8 protein-coding genes and 1 pseudogene are annotated in these 16,155 nt (G+C 25.2%); 6 read left to right on the top strand and 3 right to left on the bottom strand.

The window, feature by feature from the left end; all coding sequences use genetic code 11:
- Window positions 1-3: 3 nt before the first annotated feature.
- From AVBRAN9334_RS07985 to AVBRAN9334_RS07970, 4 genes are all read left to right on the top strand, one after another.
- Window positions 4-1,773 carry a hypothetical protein gene (locus tag AVBRAN9334_RS07985; RefSeq protein WP_336607500.1) on the top strand — a complete coding sequence of 590 codons (1,770 nt, stop codon included), beginning with the start codon at window positions 4-6 and terminating at the stop codon, window positions 1,771-1,773.
- A 5-nt stretch (window positions 1,774-1,778) separates the two neighbouring features.
- Window positions 1,779-3,179 (top strand): hypothetical protein, encoded by a 1,401-nt coding sequence (locus AVBRAN9334_RS07980; RefSeq protein WP_336607499.1) that lies wholly within the window; start codon window positions 1,779-1,781, stop codon window positions 3,177-3,179.
- 11 nt (window positions 3,180-3,190) lie between these two features.
- Window positions 3,191-8,116, top strand: coding sequence for an FtsK/SpoIIIE domain-containing protein (locus AVBRAN9334_RS07975; RefSeq protein ID WP_336607498.1), 4,926 nt, complete (start codon window positions 3,191-3,193; stop codon window positions 8,114-8,116).
- Window positions 8,117-10,386: 2,270 nt separating this feature from the next.
- A complete protein-coding gene (locus AVBRAN9334_RS07970; RefSeq protein ID WP_214120559.1) occupies window positions 10,387-10,599 on the top strand; it encodes a DUF6037 family protein in 213 nt (70 codons plus the stop codon).
- Here AVBRAN9334_RS07970 and AVBRAN9334_RS07965 read toward each other — a convergent pair.
- The 3 genes from AVBRAN9334_RS07965 to AVBRAN9334_RS07955 form a co-directional block, all read right to left on the bottom strand.
- Window positions 10,583-12,064 (bottom strand): VWA domain-containing protein, encoded by a 1,482-nt coding sequence (locus AVBRAN9334_RS07965; protein ID WP_336607497.1) that lies wholly within the window; start codon window positions 12,062-12,064, stop codon window positions 10,583-10,585. The two genes, AVBRAN9334_RS07970 and AVBRAN9334_RS07965, sit on opposite strands and share 17 nt — an antisense overlap.
- Window positions 12,065-13,648, bottom strand: coding sequence for an AAA family ATPase (locus AVBRAN9334_RS07960; RefSeq protein ID WP_336607496.1), 1,584 nt, complete (start codon window positions 13,646-13,648; stop codon window positions 12,065-12,067). It lies immediately after the preceding gene.
- A 173-nt stretch (window positions 13,649-13,821) separates the two neighbouring features.
- Entirely contained in the window at window positions 13,822-14,694 is an 873-nt protein-coding gene (locus AVBRAN9334_RS07955; protein WP_336607495.1) for a hypothetical protein, read from the bottom strand.
- A 130-nt stretch (window positions 14,695-14,824) separates the two neighbouring features.
- Between AVBRAN9334_RS07955 and AVBRAN9334_RS07950 the strand changes: the two genes are divergently transcribed.
- The gene (locus AVBRAN9334_RS07950; RefSeq protein WP_336607494.1) at window positions 14,825-15,871 is read left to right on the top strand and encodes a hypothetical protein; all 1,047 of its coding nucleotides are present in this window, start codon (window positions 14,825-14,827) and stop codon (window positions 15,869-15,871) included.
- An 83-nt stretch (window positions 15,872-15,954) separates the two neighbouring features.
- Window positions 15,955-16,053 (top strand): annotated as a pseudogene (locus tag AVBRAN9334_RS07945) (hypothetical protein); the annotation flags it as partial.
- Window positions 16,054-16,155: the final 102 nt, after the last annotated feature.

The following is a 16,155-nucleotide window of genomic DNA, read 5'->3' as shown; positions in this document are numbered from 1 at the left end:
GATATGAGTGGCTTGATTAAATTTCTATCTGGGTATTTATTGTCTAAATCAGCAAATGCAAATTCTTTTGATGATACAATAATAAAAGAATACCGAAAATATGGTATTGATGAAATAAATATAGATACAATAAACATAGATGAGATTATAAAAATCTTTACAAATAACCCTAAGCATATTATTATTTCAGGTAGTGCAGGTGATGGTAAAACTTATATTTTAAGAAAGATATATACTACTTTAAATGGCTGTATAGATGGATGGAGCGACAATGGGAACCCTGCTAAAATTAAAACCACAAACTATACAATAGTATTTATAAAAGATTTTTCACAAGAAGAAAGCAAAAAAGAGATTTTAAACAAATTAAAAACAAAAACTCAAAATGAATATTATTTTATAGCAGCAAATGATGGGATTTTGCTTGATAGTCTTGAAGAATGCGGTGAGATAGGTTTAAGAAACGAAATTTTAAATGCGATTGAGAACTATGCTCAAAATGATTTGTTTTATTTTTGGCACTTAAGTTCTTTAGGTTCTGCTTTTAAGATAGAAAAAATTATAGAAGTTATTCTTAATAGGTTTAAAAAATATGAAGTTGATTGCCCGAGTTTAAGCGATGATAGTATTTTTTGTCCTATACATGAAAATATAAAAGAGCTAGAAAAAATAAAAGAACAAGTGGTAAGTTTGATTAAACAATGCGATTATAATCATAACTTTATTACCACTAGAAAGTTATTTGACCTTGTTGCTAACGTTATTTTAGGGGTTAAGAAATATCAAAAAAATGAAAGAAAATTACAGTATTTTGAAAGTTGTGAAGAAGCTATTAATGCTATGAAAAATAAACCCAAACTAGATGCTTGTATTTACAATAACCTTTTTGGTGAAAATCTTAATAATGTAGAAGATTCCAAATACAAACATTATAATTATTTGCAAGAATTTAAAATAGGATATGAGACAAATAATACAATAGATGATTTTTTAATGTATGGAGATATAAAAAACAATTATTTATATGCCAAGCTTTTGGATAACAAATACATCACTTTTGAAAATTTTTATAAAATAAAAGATAGCTTTTTTAACAGCAATAACGATAACAAAGAGCAAATTCAAAATGAATTATTTAGCAGTCTTAATTTTTTTAAAAAATTTCTCTTTTTTAGGAAAATCAAACAAAATGGTTTAGACTTTAACGATTTGAGTATTTATCATCATAAAGAAAGTTATGAAAACAATATTATTTTTAAACTAGATAAAACAAAAGATGAAAATAAGCTAGATATAGATAGTGATATAATTTCTGAGCTATCCTCGGGACTTAACAGGGTGTTTACCGGTGCTTTACTAGAAGCTAGCGGTGGGGAGATTTTTATAGTAAAAAATTTTGTAAAAACAAATCATAAACATTCAAATGAACTTTTTATAAAAATCTCAGTTGATGATTTAGAGATTATTAGCAAGTTTAAAAAAGATAGTGTTTCAAGTGATTATGTACCAAAAATATTTTTAAAATTTTCGAGCTACAATGCAGAGTTAATGCTAGATTTGCATATGTTTGAGTTTTTGATGAGAGTTGCTAATGGAATGCTTCCTATTAGTTTTTCTAGAGAGTATTATGAAAGGGTTATTGGCTTTAAAACTAAAATAATAAGTCAAATCAATCAAGAATCACACTTTAAAAACAATAAAATTTCAGTATTTAAAGTAGATTACTCTACTGGTGAAGATAAGGTTACTAATATTAATATAAAAAGCAGGTAATAGTTATGGATAGGGATTTATTAAGTATTTTAAAAGACATATATGATTTTAGCAAAGCTAGAAATATTGATGGTTTTGGTTTTTTTAATTATTTTTTTGGACATAGATTTTTAGATACTCAAGATAAGGAGTTTATATTTTTAGAATTTTTAAACATATGTAGATCAAATCAAGAAAATATGTTTAATGAGTCAGTTATAAAAAAATTAAATCATAAAAAAATAGACACACTTTTAGATGTCTATCAAATACATAATAGCTTTGATAGTCTTATTCAGTCATGCGAAGAGGATTTTTCATATCTTAAATCAAACTTTAAGGACTATAAAGAATTTTATACACTACTTGAGTGTATAGAGCAAATACTAATAAACCCTAATGCAAAAAAGATGAAGTCCTTACATCCATTTTCTTTAAATATGGTTTTTGGTTTATATGCAGATGATAGGCGTAATTTTTTTGCAAGAGGTGGAGAGCTTTTATACCTAGGCTTTTGCAATCTTGAAAACAATGCTTATAAAAATGAGCTAAAAGAATTGATATTATATAGATATAAAAACAACGCAGATTTAAGGTGGGAAAAATTAATTAGCTTACTTAATAACGGTTCTTTAAGCGATGTGGATAGCAGTCAAGTTTTAAACAAAAACTCAATAAATATTAGTGGGTGTGAAATTGTATTTGAGAATTTAGCTAAAGATTTGATTCATCTTTTAAAATCCAATATAGTTACCGAAGATCTTTTTTCTATGATTTCAAATTTAATAGCTTTATATTTAGGTATGTTTATTGTATATAAATCAAAAATTTTAAACAACAATAATGACAAAACACAGATTCCAACAGAAGTACTAAATACAAAAAGCTGCAAAGCTAGGAGATATTCAAAAGATGTTTATAAGATTAACGAAGAAGGTGTTTTAAGTTGCATAATCAACATAATACAAATCTCTACATGTTGTGATCTGCATGAGCTAGAAAGCTTTATTAAAGAAGTTGATAAAGACTATGTTTTTTACAATGATTTAAATAACGTAAAAACCTATCTTATTGACATAATAAAAACAGAGTATAAAAATAACTTTTCAGGAGTTTTAAGAAAGCTATTTAAAGACGCTGGATTAGTTAGTAGAGATGGCACCAATGCTTTTAGATATTTATTAAGTGAAGAATTAATAGCTTTGTTGGTGTTTTTAAATGTAGATATTAAAATGGAATTAGATAAGTTTTTAAGCGTAATTTATGATAAATATAACATTTTTATATCTGATAGATATATTTATGATGAAAGTCTAAAGAGTGATTTTAAAAACAATAAAAAAAGATTTATAAAAAAGCTTAGAAAGCTAGGATATTTAGATGAGAAATCCGATGGATTACTATATATTGTAAATACACAAAGATAGGAAAAGCAGCTATGTCATATATAAATGAAGTAATTTTTAGAAAAATTGAAAATGAAAAAAGCCAAAGTGATGAAATAGCAAAAGTTTTGCTAGAAGATTTTCATAAAACAACATATGTTCATATATTAAATCAGGTGGAAAAACATCATCCTGATATATTGGTATTATGTGATAAAAGATTAGAATTAAACTCAAATGCTTCAAATATTAAAAGCGTTGATGATTTTTATATGGCGAGTGCTAGAAATGAAGAAATAGAGGATTTGCACAACTATAATTTGATTTTATTTCTAGTTGCTAGCAGAATAGATACACTTGGTGATATTAAGCAAATAACAAAAGAAGATTTAAAGGATGATATAGGTGCGATTGTAGATTTGCTTGGGTTGAGCGATGATGATGCAGCTAGGCTAAAAAATATTTGTAATGAGATATTAAAAAAAATAAATCATATAAATATTTACGACATAGATAGTTTTTTGTTATCTATTATAAATTTAATTAACAATGAAGCTTGCTCTAATCAGGAAGCTATTGGTATGTCGCTAGATAAACTAGGGATGTTTAGATATAGAAAATGCTTTCATGATTATTTTAAAACTAATAAAAATTTAGCAAAAAGCATAAAAACACTCAAAGATTTGTCTAATGCTATAAATAAAGAGTATAAAAACTTAAACAATGAAGATTTAGCTAATAAATTCTTTGAAGATGATGAGAGAAGTATTATAAAAGAAGAATTTGATATGCTAGATAGCGGTAAAAAAGAGCTCATTAAGCAATTTATATATGCAGATAAAAATACTTTAAATAAAGATAAAATAAAATTTGCAACACTTGATTGGGCAGATAATAAAATTGAATTATTGTTTGATAAATTAATCATACAACCAAATCTTAGTTTATATCAACAAACTATTGATTATTTAGAACAAAAAGACATCACGCTACAAAGTGCAGAAGTTAGTTTACTAAAAACACTTAGCACTAAAAAAACAAATAAAAATCTAGAGATGGTAGAAGAATTTTATGATAAGTATAAAGGATATATATCTGAAAATCTCAATCTAGATAACAAATGGAAAAAAATGTTATACCCAAAAACCATTAAGGTAAATAATTTTTTGGTTGGCCTGGTTCAGCTTATAAATATGTTAGAGTGTAGCTTAGAGCAAATAAGCATTAGTTTAGACAAAAAGCAAAAAAAGGCAATTTTTAGTAATTACAACAAAGATGCGTTGAGGTATTTAAAATATAGATTTTTAATTATTGAAAAATTTTCAAATGTATTAAAATTTGATGAAAAGCTTAAAGAGTTTTTATACAGCGATGATTTTGATAGCAATCTAAACACGCAAGAAAAAGACAAAACAACAAGAGGTAAAAAAACAGAATTGGATTTTAAGATAACCATCACCTACAAAGACGATAGAAAGATAACTAAATATATTAAATGGAAGTTTGAAACAAAAAGTATCGTTAGTAAATACTGTGATAGTGTAGATAATATTTTGCATATACTTAAAGAGAAGAAAATATTTAGTCCATTTTATATAGCCAATCGTTTTTTAGGTAAAAACAATCTTCGCTTTACGTTAAGTGATATGCCATTTGGGATGAATTATAAAAAATACGCTTTTAATTTTATTAACAAATATAAAAAATATTTTAGCAACCCCGATGAGTTTAATGATATTTATAATGATTTTATAGAAAAATTTATAGGCTTTTTAGAACATTCTTTTTCTAGCAAAGATGGTGATATGCTTAAAATTTGTCAAGATTTAAATGATTCTTATATAAATTGTGCAAATTACATCTATGATAATTATAGGAATGATGATTATAAAAATGATGTTATAAAATCATTTGTATCCATGTTTACTTTACAAATTCAAAATAGTAGCGATTTTTTAGTTATACCATCATATCATCCACTAAGGCTTCTTTCTTATTGTGTAAAAATTAAAAAAATAGCATCAGTAATAGATAGTTTTAAAGATGATAAAGAAAACATAGCCATGCAAGATGCTTATTATAACGATTTAGATATTTTGGCTAAAACACCTTATTATTTTGATTTTTTTAGTTTAAATGGAGATAAAAACAAGCTCTTAGTTCCAGCTGAGCATTTTGACGAACATAGTTTGTATGAAAATATCCCTAATGAAAATGAGAAAAATATAATCACATCAGAATATATTTCTACCCTAGAAAAGAGTATTAAAGAATATTTAGAATTATATTTATATAGGGTAGATAACTTAAAGGTATTGTTGCATGAAACAAACAGCTCTATATTGCCTTTAGAAATACTTAAAAAGCTTTTAGATGTTGTAGAAGATGGGCAAAACTATGAACTTTTTTTAAATGGGGATAATGCTTCAAAGATAAGAAAAATATATAGCGATATTCTAAAAAATACTAGCAATGATGATATACAAAAAAAAGAAATTTCATTTTTATCAAACGTAAGGTTGCAGGCTTTTCATGACAGCTTTGATAGTTTAGATAGGTTGAATTATAATTTAGACATTGCGCTTTTGTATGACTTTTTTTCTTCAAGAGCTAAAATAGAGTATAAAAACTTGCCAGAAGCAAATATAAACAATATAGCTTTATTTGATTTTCATCCTACTATTTGGAGCAACAAAAGATTTATCACCGAGAATGAAAAAAACATCAGCAGGTATTTAACAACCCCTGTGAAGACACAAGTATCAAGGATTTTAGATACTTTGATTTTATCTTTGGTGTCTGACAATAAGGGTGATTATGATTATAAACTACCTACAATAAGTTTTACTCAAGATCAAAATATAAAAGAAACAATTAGTAAGATTCACCAAAAAACCGAATGGGTTATTAGCGCGGATTCACTAACCGATAAAAGAGTTTTAAATGCATGTGGGGCTAGAGTTATCAAATATAAAAAAGCACGTAATTTAAACAAGGTATTGTCAATATCATCGCATGGAAATTTTATACTTTTAAAAAAGACAATTAAAGCAAAAATCCAAGAAATAATAGAGCAAAATATAGCTTACGATGAAAATATAGAAGAAAAACTAATAAATTTAGCTGATGAGATAGCAGGTGATATAGTGTTAAAAGCTACCGGCAAAGGAAGCTTTGCAAACGAGCTCTTAGGCTTAGCCTTGTCTAATTATATTATAAAAAACAATTCCACAAACAGTGCTATTATATATTTAGATAATTATTCCGATTGGTTTTTAGGGGGAGTTGATAGCTACTCTCAAATGTTTAGAAAAGAAGGGCGCTTAGCAGATTTGTTAGCAATTACCCCAGTGTTTAAGGATGGGGATTTGTCTACTTTATACGTTGATGTTTATGAGATTAAATATTGCTCAAATTTAAGCAAAAGAGATCTTGAAGACAAATCAATAATACAAACTTTGCATACAAAAAAACAGGTAGAAAAAATCTTTAGCGAAGATGAATATAACGATAAAGATTTTTGTATAGCAAGATTTACTGATTTGATTATAGAAGAGCATTTAAGAGCGTTTAAAACAGATACTAATGTGGATATAAATTCCGAGCAATTAAGAACGCAAATTAGACAAAATTATAAGAATTTAAATTTCATAGTTAGGGGATTTTCTTTCATTTTTGTTTATGATTTAGATGAAAATATTGAACGCCGTGATTGCGATGGCGTGGTGCAGTATCACATAGGAAAGAAAGCAATATTAAATATCTTAAATAATATAGACAAACAAACGAAATTGATAGACATTAATTATCAATTGAGTGAGCAGCAAAAATGTGATAAGGCTGAAGATATTAAAAATATGAATGTTGCTAAAAATGATGATATTAAAGATTTTGCAGTTAAAGAGTGTGTAGATGTGCAATATAGCAAAGCTGTTGAAATTGATACAAGCTTGATTGAACAAAATATCAAAAATGTTCTAATACATCATGATATAGCAACTAGAATTATTGATGTTAAATTAACACCTAATAGCATTAGGTTTTCGTTGAAACCTGATTATGATTGGAATATTACTATGTTTGAAAAATTAGATAGTGTATTTTTGTCTATGTGTGGTTTAAGATTATTAAGGGTTGAAGTTGTTCCTAGGGCATATGATTTGGTATTTCAAAGAGAAATAAGAGATATAGTGTTTTATAAAGATTGTGTAAAAGAAAGGGAATTAGAAAACCAAAATTTTAATACCAAGCTTATAATTGGAAAAAGCGAAACAAACAATGAAAATATATATTTTGATTTGAATAGTAGTGATTCTCATGCTTTAGTCGCAGGCATGACAAAAAGTGGAAAAAGTGTATTTTTAAATTCTCTTATTATAGACCTAATAAGAACAAATAAACCAGAATATTTAAATCTTATTTTGATAGATCCAAAGCAGGTAGAATTTGCAAAATACGAAAATATACCACATCTGCATAGCTTAGTAACCCAAAAAGAAGAAGCGATAAATACTTTAAATCAATTAGTTGAAATAATGGAACAAAGATATGCTATGTTTAAAGGTGTAGCTAAAGATATAAACTCATACAACAAGCAAACAGATATAATTCTTCCTAGAATAGTTGTTGTTTTTGATGAATTTGCAGACTGGATGCTAGATAAAGATTTCAGCGCTTGTATGTCATCTAATATACAAAGCCTTTCTGGTAAAGCAAGAGCTGCTGGTATCCATCTAATAATAAGCACACAGAGACCAGACAATACCGTAGTACCACCTATATTAAGAGCTAATTTAGGAGCAAAATTTGCTCTTAGAGTAGATACGGAAAAAAATTCTAATATTATTTTAGATGAAAAGGGAGCTGAGAAGTTACTAGGAAATGGTCATATGATAGCAAAGTTAAGTGGAGAAAAATACTATATCCAATCAGCATTTTTAAGTGATGAAGATATAGATGAATATATTGAAAATCTTTAGTACTCTGTATCTATAAATATGGATTATTATAAAATTTCGTTTATCAAATTATTTTTTTATGTATTTTATATGCTCAAGTAAACGAAAATTTATTTATTTTTTTAGTTTTTTGCTAAGTTCTTTTAATGCTTGTCTATCAACTTTTAGCATTTCTTTTTATTTTCTTTTTCTAATAAAATATTTCAAATGTTCATAAGTTATCGTTTTTTATTTATTTGAAACTTGTCTATTGCTATTTAAAACCTTACCTCTCACCCATTTTTGAAACTCTAAAAGCTTATTAACATTATTTTTTATAATCTATTTTTAGTTTTAGGTTTTGCCTGCTCTAAACTTAGTTAGTTCTAAAACTATATTTATAAGACTATTAAGCTTATTTTTATTTAGATAATTTTCTTAGCTATCATAATGTCACTCCGCCTTCTTATATCCTTAATAATCTAAATTACATATTTTTTGTTTACATTAGCTTTGTAAAAATTATTTTTGCTATTGCTCTATGTGATAGCATATAAAATTTGTTTTAAATGTTAGCAAAAAATATATAAGTAGTCATTATAGTCTACGTATAAAACAAACAAATCTTTTATTGTTTTATAAATATTTTATTTTTTTGCTTTTAATATCTATTATATATTTAAGTAACTCATCAAAATAATAAAACTCCTACTACTATGGGTTCTTTTTTTTAACCTTATCTCTATTAATAACAAAGCCTTTATATATATGTCTATTTTATAATTTTTATATCTTTCTATTAGGTACTATAAAGTCAATTGTAAGTATTATTTCAAGAGAGTAAAATTTAATCTTGTATTGTTTGCCATCTGTAGCAGTTGCCAATTTTTTCTTGATAACTGAAAACCCAGATAATTAATTGTCTTCAAATTTTTTATATATTTTGCTTAGAGTGTAAAAAGATTTTATGATAAGTTCTTAAGATATATAAACATTATCACCTAATTAATATAATTTAACCTTTATATATTGCTATTTGAGTAGCATATTAAATAATGTTATTTATCATATATTACCTGAATTTGATTTAATTTATTATAGCATTATTAGTGTTTCAGGTTATTTGAAAATTAAGGTTTACATATCAGTTAATTTTAAATACATAAAATATACGAAGATAAATTTTAAAAAATACACAAAATAAATTCTTGCTCTTATTGTTTTTACTGAAATACAAAAAACCAAAAATGATAAAAATAATTAAATATATAAGCATCAATAAAATATCTTGTAAGAGAGATTTTATATTTTCTTTGTTTATAGCAGTTTATTTAATATTAATAATTTTATAAGAACTAGTCTTTTGGATGTTTGAATTAAAACATCTTAATATATTAATTCAAATATAGTAATTATGATTTGTAATTTTAAAGTATTTTTGGTATTTAGCAAATTTTTCATAATTACTTTGATTAATTTTAACATTCTTCAAAAATAATATTTTTGAAATTATTGTTTATAGTGTAAATATCAGCAGATTTTTATCAAATTCAATTTACCTTGTTTATTTTATAAACACTTAAAATACGTTTAAAAGTTTAATCCATGCTATTTTTCTAAATAAGCAATAAATAATTTTAACGATTTTAAAGATGATAAATTATCACACATTTTAGCATTTTTATTGGTTTTTATTGTAATTATTTAAACAATCACAGAAAAGCAAAGTTTGTTAAAGCAAAAGATATTTTTGTATTTTTAATTGATTTAATTTTAATAATTTTGTGTAACTATAAGCTACTTTTTATTTTGTAAATTGCTATATTTTTACTAAATGTAAACAAACAAAGTATAGAGATAATAAGGTTTTTATATATTTACTACATAGTCTTTATATTTACTTTTTTGGTTAGTATTTTTTATGTATTTTATATAGTTTTAAAGATCTTTTTGCATTAATTTCTTGCAAAATTTACAATGTTTTTGCATATTTTTGAATATATAAAATAATTTATATTTATGATAAATAACTTTAGTAAAACTATTTATTTAAACCTTGTGAGTTTTTTTGTAATGTTAAAGCTTTAGTGCTAGAAAATAAATTATGTTTATTTATATTTATTATTAAGTAAATTGAAATTATATTTTCAATTTTTGTTTTTTGAATTATTTTTATAAACAAAACTTTCAATTATTATTAAAGTATAAAATTCAAAAGCTTTTATTGGAGTTTGTAGAGGTAAAAATAAGTTAAATATTTTAGAACTCTATAGTTAAATCTTGCTCATCATTTGTCTCAAGAACAAGTAGGATTGTTTTATATATTAATATATCCATTATCAATTAAAAGAAATAGCGACAATGGTCAAAGAAGTATTTATAATGATAATAAAACTAGAATTTTAAATCCTAGTTTATATAAACTTGTTTGTGAAGATAAAAATATAAGTTTTTGCTATACAAATGACATAAATAGACGAAAAACAAACGAAGAGATATTAGACAACTTCAATAATGATTATTAAGCCTAATCAAATCTCTTCCTAATTCTTCTATATCGTTTGTATTTAGGTTATAGATAAATTCTTCATTAAATATTTTATCCCAAACCACTGAATTTTGAAAATAACCTAAATATAGAGCATAGATTTTATTATATTGTTCATTTTCTAGTAATTTTAATAATTCATTTTTATCATTTTTATTAAATACAAAATCACTAATCATCAAAATATCAGCTTTTTTCAAACTATCTTCCTTAAGCTTTTTTATAGCGTGTTTGATAGCTATAAATGGGTCTGTTCCACCACTACAATTCATTTGAAGTATAGAAATTACATCAAAAATTGTTGCGTTTTTGCTTAGGTGTATTGTTTTTATATTGGTTGAAAAAGTTATTATATAACATTCTCTTTTTTCGTTCATTGCTTGCTTTGCCATATATAATGTTACTGCTTTTGCTATGTGCTCGCATTCTCCACTCATACTACCACTAAAATCAACACATAAAATCATAGGACCTTTATCGCTTTCTTGCTTTTCAACCTCTATTTCTATATCTTCAAGTCCTTCTATTTTCTCATACTCCACACTCTCAAAGCAAAGTAGTCTTTTTTCTACATATTTTAAATCAAACACAATCTCAAATTCACCACCAAGCAAAGCAAGTTCGCTAGGAACTATATTTTCTATTTTATTATCTAAAGTTATGCCTGTTATTTCTGCTTTATTTTTGCTTGGTATAGGTATGTTTTGAGAAAATGACTTTTGAAACATTTCTTTATGTTTTTTGGTTTTTGTTATAGATTCTTCTAGCGAGCCTAATTTATCACATAGTTTTTTTATGCTTTCACTTTCTATAAATTCTAAAAATTCATTTAAAGTATTTAAAGCTTCTTCCAAACCACATCCATTACCAAAGTTATGGTTTATGTATTTATCTAGCTCTTCGCCATTTCTTATAGAGCTAGCTAGTGAATAGTAAAGATTGTTTTTAAAATCATCATTCATACCTAGATTTGATGATATATTGATTAAGCTTTTTATAAATTTCAACCAATCTTTAAGTTTTTTTATAAAATCATTTTCTTTCTTTAGCTTTTCTTGTTCTTGCCAATTTGATAGTTTTTTATTATATATATCACTCCACTCGTTATAAATACTTTTTGTTAAAGAATTATGATAGCTTTTAAGTGCTTTTTTATAGTTTTTCTTATCTTTTAATTCTGTTTCTTTAGCTTTATATTTTTCATGATAAAAATCATCATCAAAATCATCGTTAAAACACAAACAATCATCCAAAACTTCACTATATTCTGGATAGTTTTGTTGGTTTATCAGCATTTCGTTATAAAAAAGCTTATTTTTTTCATCTTGCAAATTTTGTGGTATATTTGCAAGGTATTCTTTTAGGTTTTGTTTAAAATTATTTATGCGTTCTTTTAATGCTTTGTCTATTATCTCATTGTTTGTAAGCTCGATATCTTGCATTTAGTTTGTAATCCTTACATCTTCTTCTAATATTTTTAAATATCTCTCACATTCTATTTTTTTAGCCTTAAGATTGCTTTTTGTATCTTCTAAAGCTTTAAAATACATATCAAACTTATTTTTATCAAAAAAAGGATTATTCATTGTTTGAATAAATTTTTCTTTTTCTTCTTCGCATTTTTGCATATGGTTTTCTATATTATCTATGCTATTTTTTAATTCTTTGATAAATGATTGTTGCACGAAAGATGATATTTTTTTATCATCTCCTTTTTTGTAATCAGGTATAATAGAAGTTAAACATTGCATTTTATTTACATTATCGTATTGATATTTATTTGCATAGTCGTAGCCATTATACCTTGCAACATTACCATGATATATCTTATGTGATTTATCATCATATTTATATCTAAAGTCATATAATTTTTCTAAATAACCATCTTGATCTTTGTAGCATATTTCTTGAAAATCTGTTTTATATAAACTTTCTTTTTTAATATATATAGATATAGTTTTTTGTGAATCTCCGTAATAGGTTTTAAGCTCTTGATTAGTATAAATATATTCTTCATCATCAACTTTAACATAAGCAAAATCTTCTTTTTGGTATTTTATTTCATATTTAATTGTTTTTTTAAGTTTATTTATTTTTGAAAAATCAAACATAATTTTAGGAGAAAAGTCTTTTATAGCTTTCACTAAAGCTTCTTTTATTATTTCTTTTTGTTCTGGCTTATCCCATGCACAATACTCAAGCAGTATCAAATCTCCTATTTCTACCTTTTCTCTTTCGCATAATACAGCCATAACTCTTATAAGCTCAAAAATCATTTTATATTTTCTATCGCTTATGTATATTGCATTGTCTTTATTCTCATTATTATAAACACTTATATTAGCTCTAAATAATTCTAGTATGTCTAATACTTTTTCATCTATTTTGATTTTTTTTGATTTTTTTAATACCTCTTCTATTTCAGTGTTTTTAATTTTTTCTTCTAATTTTACTTCTTTGCTTTCATTTTGTATAAATTTTTTAAAGTTATCTTTGTTTGCAATCGGCATTACTTCAAGCCTAGCAATAAACCTATCATATAAAGCTTCAAGTCCTTGATTTGCCTGTGGGAATTCGTTACTTGCTGATATTAGTCCTTTTAGCGGAACTTTTATTGTTTCTTTTCCATTTTTAAAGATTTTTTCATTTAGTATTGTTAAAAGCGAGTTTAAGATAGCAGGAGAGCTTTTCCAAATCTCATCTAAAAAAGCAAAATCAACACTAGGTAAAAATTCTTTAATATCTCTTTCAAGATTATCTTTTTTTAACTCACTAAGCCTAAATGGGCCAAAGATTTCTTCTGGAGTGCTAAATTTTCCCATTAAATAATCAAAAAATTTATCACTCTCAAAAACACTTGCAACCTTTCTTGCTATGTAGCTTTTACCAGTGCCTGGAGGTCCATATAAAAACACAGATTTGTTTGCTATCATGCAAAGAAGTATTATAGATGCTATTTCTTCTCTTTCTTGTAAATCACTGTTAATGTGCTCTAAAATATTTTTTATTTTTTTATTATTTATCATGTTTTCTCCTATTGTTTAATTATTTGATATTACTAAAATAAGGTTGAAGCTTGTTTAAATTTGAAACTTTTTGGTGGTTTAAATATATAAACGGTTTATTTTAAATATTTTAAAATGAGTACAAAAATAAATTTTATTTGTTTGATAGGTTTTATACTAAACAAACGAAATTCCTATTTCAAATTCCTTAGTTCGTTTAGGTTGTTTTGGATATTTTCATAGATTGTTTGGGCTAGTTCATCGTCGTTTTTTATGCTAATTAGTGGCAGCCAAGAAGCGATGAAGCTTTCAAGTTCAACCGAGCTTGGTGAGTAGAAAAACTCAATTTCTATACCATTATCATCTTCGCTTAAAAATCTAAAATTATGACTTTTTGGCTTTTCTCGTTTAAAAAAACTAGCCGCTTCATTTTTAAGGTATAAAATCACGCTTTTTTTACCTTCAGCATAGCCAAAAGCATTTCCACTTTTTGTGTTTTTAAATCCGCCATTTTTTACATACTCCAAAGCTATTATATCTTTCATAGAATTTAGAGCAAATGTTCTATATTCTCCTGTGTTTTCGCCGTTTTTTTTGTCGTAAGTGATATAAAGATAGCGTTTAGAATTAGATACCTTTAACTGGTTTGCTTGAATGATTTTTCTCTCGTTTTTATACTTGCAACTTAGCAAAATGTTATGATTTATTGCGTGATTTAGCATGATGATTTTTTGGTTTAGATTTGATAGTTTTGAAGTATCAATTAGCTTTTCTTGTGAGTAAAAATACTCATCAAAAAGCCCTTTAAACTCGCTTTCAAGGTTTGCATTTTCAAGCTCAGCAAAAATGTGCTTAAAGACAACTTTTGGGCTTATGTATTTTGGGAGCAAGTCAGTGAAAATATAACCTTCAAGTTTTTTACTATACTTTATAATTTCGCTTAGATTTTTTGCTCTATTTTCAATGGTTTTTGTGCTTACCTTTAAAGCCTTTGCAAGTTCATCTTTAGATGAAATTTTTTCATAAATTAAATCAATTAGCATTAAATCTTTATCATCAACCTTCATTTTGCTATCCTAAAAAGAAATATTTATAATTATTTTTCTATTTATATCATAAAAATATTAAAATTTGCTTTTTAATGATAAATATACTATAATAAATTCTATATTTGATAATTTAAATTAAGGAGATTAAATGGAAAATAATTTATCAGATAATAAGAATAGTGATATTATTGATAAGAGCGAGAGGTTTTCTCGCACAATTAAATCAACAGGAAATGCAGTTTTTACTTTGTTTGTTATGTGTGCTATATTTTTATATATAAAACATTATGTACTTACTTTAAACGATGTTCCAGGATTTGATTTGAATGAATTGTTGGCTTTTACTTTACATACTTTTGTTTTCTTTTTAATAATTTTATTACTTTCTTATTTTTGCTACGAAAATATTATTCAGTGGTTTGTAAGTGATAGGAAAATTAAAGAAAAATTTGAATCTAAAAAAGTATTAGTTTTAAAATATATAGGAGAACTAAAAGTATTAAAAAGCAAAATAGAAAACGAATATTCAAAAGAAGAGAATGAGTATATATGTAGCTTAATGGAGAAAGACATACTAAAACATAAGAAAAAAATTGATAATAAGGCTATGACTATACTAGATCACATAATGAGTTATTATTATATTTTAATGCATGTGTTTATTTTCGTTGTATTTCTTATTTTTAGTTTACTTTTATCGGAAAACAAAGAAGGGTATTGGCATTACTTATATGCGATTATGCTTTTTATAATGTATATAATAACTATATTTATTGGATATTGTGGTAAAGAGATTATGGGTAGAATAATATTAATTATCTCAATTTTAGTTTATGTAGAATTTGCAAATATAAATATCATGGGTGTAGCTGGGATTGGAAACTATAAAGCAGATGTAATGGTATATATGAATGACAATGTGGCTGATTATCTTAAAGAGCGTGGGATGGATATTGATTTTAAATTTTGTTACGAAGATAATAAAACAGAAGAAGGTAATGCTAAAAAATTAGAAATTTGTAAGACAACAAAGGGAAATTTGAGATTTAATAATATTAAAGTTTTATCAAGTATAGGCAAAAAAACATTTTTAGAATATGATTTAGATGGTAAAAATAAAATAAGATTAATTTTTGATACAAAGCAAGTAGAGATTTTAGAAAAATTTAATATCCAATTTAAAACTACTAAATGATTTACACTACTCATAAGCCTAGCGGAAGCTAGGCAAATATAAGGCTTTTTTGCTACACTAAGAAAAACCACTTAAGGATAAAAATGGCAAAGAAAGTAGAAATCAAACTAGAAGATGCGTTGTGGAAAAGTGCCGATAAATTACGCAAAAACATCGATGCAGCAGAGTATAAATACATGGTTTTTATCATAACCAGTTTGTTATAAAAACTTAGATTGGAGAATAAACTATTTTAAGTTATCAATATAATATAATATGTAAAATATATTAAAAGGTTTTAGAAA

The sequence above is a fragment of the Campylobacter sp. RM9334 genome, assembly GCF_020138145.1.
Classification (GTDB): domain Bacteria; phylum Campylobacterota; class Campylobacteria; order Campylobacterales; family Campylobacteraceae; genus Campylobacter_E.
Note: the sequence above shows the minus strand (reverse complement) of the source record. Positions and strands in the feature narration are given on the sequence as shown.